Raw genomic sequence first — 3,403 nt, 5'->3', positions numbered from 1 at the left:
GGTCAGGACTTACGCAAAATACCTCTCAAACTCTTATTGCTCCGTGTTCTCTGTGCCTCTGTGGTTCGATTTTCCGTTACCTGTGCGTAAGTCCTAAAGGTTATTTGATCTAAAGACGTTGCATGAACCTCTCTTACGAATTTAACCCTTCCTTGTGGGAATACTATTGTCGTAACGATTTTTATTCGCTTTGAATCTAGTGCAAAAACTGTTCAATTTTCATTCTGGTATTTGTATATTTATAAACTCAATATCATTACTTACATATTATGTATTTTTATTGGAACTAAATGATGAAATATTTACTTAAGAAATTAAGAGCGATCGCCACAGTAAATATTGATGAAAATGATAAATTTTTTCTGGCTGTTGACAACCCAGTAAAAAAACTTATGGAAAAGCCATTAACAATTAGCCGTCAAAAACTATGGCTAAGTAGTCTGGGCTTTTTTTTATGTATTTTCGGAAATAGTATCCAACCTAGCTGGGCTGAAGGCAGCAAAGAGTTAGTTTCTGATGGCGGATACAGACCCTACGTTGAATGGTCAGATTTAGCACTAGCAGGTATTGTTCGGAAAACCATACTCAAAGTTTATGTTCAACAAGGAGAAACAGTTAATCTTGGCTCTAGTGTCCATACTAGTTTCTCGAACCCACAAGATATTGTTTACCGCAGTCCCTTTGGTGCTCAAAATGGCTCTTGTGATGTTCTGAATTCTGGTTTTGGTTTTATTGACACCGTTGCCAAAGAAACGGCTGGCCCTTTACCTAATAGTGGTGGATATACCCCTTGTAGTTTCGTCGCTACAGAAACAGGTATTTACGAAGTTGAATTTCATTCTCCTGATAAAAGTGGTGCTACAAACAATAATCCGCCCCCAAGAACTACAACGGCGGTATTCCCTACAAATGGTACTCAACTTTCAGGGGTGGCGGCTTGGGATATCACAGTTCGGGATAGTAACGGTGTTAAAAAAGGGCGAGTATTTACCAACTATATCGCTATGAATATGGGAGGAAATGCTGGGCAAAATGGCGCTCCTGCTGGTTTAGGACTCAACTCTAAGCTCTATATTCAAACCAAAGATGGGTATCGTTACGAAACTGACATGAATGGAGTCGATCCTTTTGGCTTCATCTTTTTTGCTAATAGCCGGGGATATATTGACAGTAACGGTTCTACACTTTATCACTCGATCAATTCCCCAGCAGACCAAAACAGTACACTCAACTTTTATGGCAATGTAAAAGTTCAAAGTCCGAATGTTACTGATACTACAACAGACATTACTCATTTAGTTTTCTTCAATCGACCAGACATAGCCACCCTCAATGCTTTGAGTATTCCTATTGCAGCGAATATTCCGATAGTGCCGACTTCGTTCAAATTTACTGGGGGTAATGGAGGTAGTGGGAACCAAACTTCTGTGGGTGTGGGAGGCAATTTTAGTTTCAATGCCAGTTCCAGTGGTAGCTATCAAATAATTATTGACACCAACACTGACGGTATTTATGACCCTAGTAGCGATAGAGTACTACAAAATGTGTTATCTCTCGGCTCAAATGTGGTGCTTTGGAATGGAAAGGATGCAAATGGGACAAATCTCCTACCTCGATCTGGAAACTTACCATACAATGCCATAATCACAACACGGTCGGGTGAATATCACTTTCCCATGTTGGATGCCGAAAATAATACGCTGGGGTTTAAAATCACAATGGAAAACCCTCCGGCTCTTTTTCCTAACCTTCTAGATCAAAATGGGCAACAGATTGGATCGACAACCGTTTATTACAACGACAACAACTATACTTCTGCTAACGGCACGGCGATTAACTTAGATGGTACGGGAGCTACTAACCCGCGTAATGCTGCTAGAGGGATCAATAGTGCATTAGGAGAGCATGAATTTAGTAGTAATTATGGTGACTATAAGGGTATAGATACTTGGACATATTTCCCAAGTGAAGCAATCACTACTCCCTTGGTAATTACTACTAACACTCAAGCAAATGTCATAGGAACCAAATCTGTTCGCTTCCTTGCAGACAATGATAGTAGTGGAACAGTGACTGTAGGCGATCGCATCGAATATACCATTACTTACTCCAACCTAAATCCAGGTAATAGCGATGCAATTAACTTTACTATTAACGAATTATTACCCTCACAATTAACCTTTGTGAGTGCGGCAATTAGTGCTGCAACTTCAGGAAATAATATCACAATCAATTCCAGTTACAACGGTGCTGATGTTGTTGCTGTGACAAATTCTGGAACTCTCCGTGTAGGTGATACGATTACCATTAAAATTACTGCCACAATTAATAATGCCAATGGCGGTAATCCAATTAGTAACCAAGCAAATGCGACTTTTAACACACCTGATAATCCTACAGGAACTGTTGGTACGGTGTTAACGGATGCAGACTCTGCTGGTGCTACTAATAATCCACCTACTCTTGGTAATTCGTTCTTGCAAATTACTGATAATGGTGTAAATACTGGTAATAATCCTGCCAGCACGGCAGATGATGACCCCACTTTATTTACAGTGTTAAATATTAGTTCTAATCCTAAGTTGTTGTTAATTAAACGCATCACCCGCCTCAATAACCAAGATTTAACTGATATTGTGGATGGTCGCAGTGACGTTGCTACTAATGCCAGCAACTATGTACCAGAACCTTATGCTACTGATGATAACGATCCTAAATGGCCTGTTAGCTACTTGCGAGGATTAATTAATGCTGGCACTGTCAAACCAGGAGATGAATTGGAATACACTATATATTTTCTTTCCAATGGTCTCGGTAATGCAACTAATGTGAAATTCTGTGACTTAGTTCCGACTAATGTTAGTTTGATTCCTACTGCTTTTAATGGTATGACTCCTAATGATGGTGGCTTACCAGGAGCAGATCAAGGAATTGCTCTAGCTATTGGTTCTAATACACCTACGCTTTATCTGACAAATGTTGGAGATAGCGATCGCGGGTATTTTTATACAGCTAATGACTCAGGGACACCATCATACTGTGGTACTAACACCAATGGAGCAGTAGTGGTCAATATTACAGTCCCCAGTTTTCCCAATCTACCCGCAGCGACTGGATCTGGCACACCAGCTAATTCTTATGGTTTTGTCCGCTTCCGCGCTAAGGTGAAATAGTTTTAAGCACGGCTAACTAGGGGAAATAAGGCCATTAGGAAAGTTCCGGCTGTTTGGTAACGAGGCGATCGCAGTTTTGTAAAAATATCTTTTGAATAATCCGAAAAACGGTAACTTCAGTTTGGAGATTCAGCATATACCTACAAATAAGTCATAGGAAATATGAATCTAAAACTGAGATTTAAACCAGTTTCTCACAGTTGGATTGCTCTACATCCAAAGCCTAAAGG

At 40.0% G+C, this 3,403-nt stretch carries 1 protein-coding gene; it reads left to right on the top strand.

What is annotated here, in order from left to right:
- Positions 1-290 precede the first annotated feature (290 nt).
- Positions 291-3,173, top strand: coding sequence for a DUF11 domain-containing protein (locus tag IQ229_RS19180; RefSeq protein ID WP_228013570.1), 2,883 nt, complete (start codon positions 291-293; stop codon positions 3,171-3,173).
- Positions 3,174-3,403: the final 230 nt, after the last annotated feature.

Origin of the sequence: Nostoc cf. edaphicum LEGE 07299, assembly GCF_015207245.1 — a bacterium.
Taxonomy (GTDB): Bacteria; Cyanobacteriota; Cyanobacteriia; order Cyanobacteriales; family Nostocaceae; genus Nostoc; species Nostoc edaphicum_B.
Note: the sequence above shows the minus strand (reverse complement) of the source record. Positions and strands in the feature narration are given on the sequence as shown.

Coding starts and splice junctions, on each gene's coding strand:
- IQ229_RS19180 (WP_228013570.1), top strand. CDS start 291: ATGATGAAATATTTACTTAAGAAATTAAGAGCGATCGCCACAGTAAAT.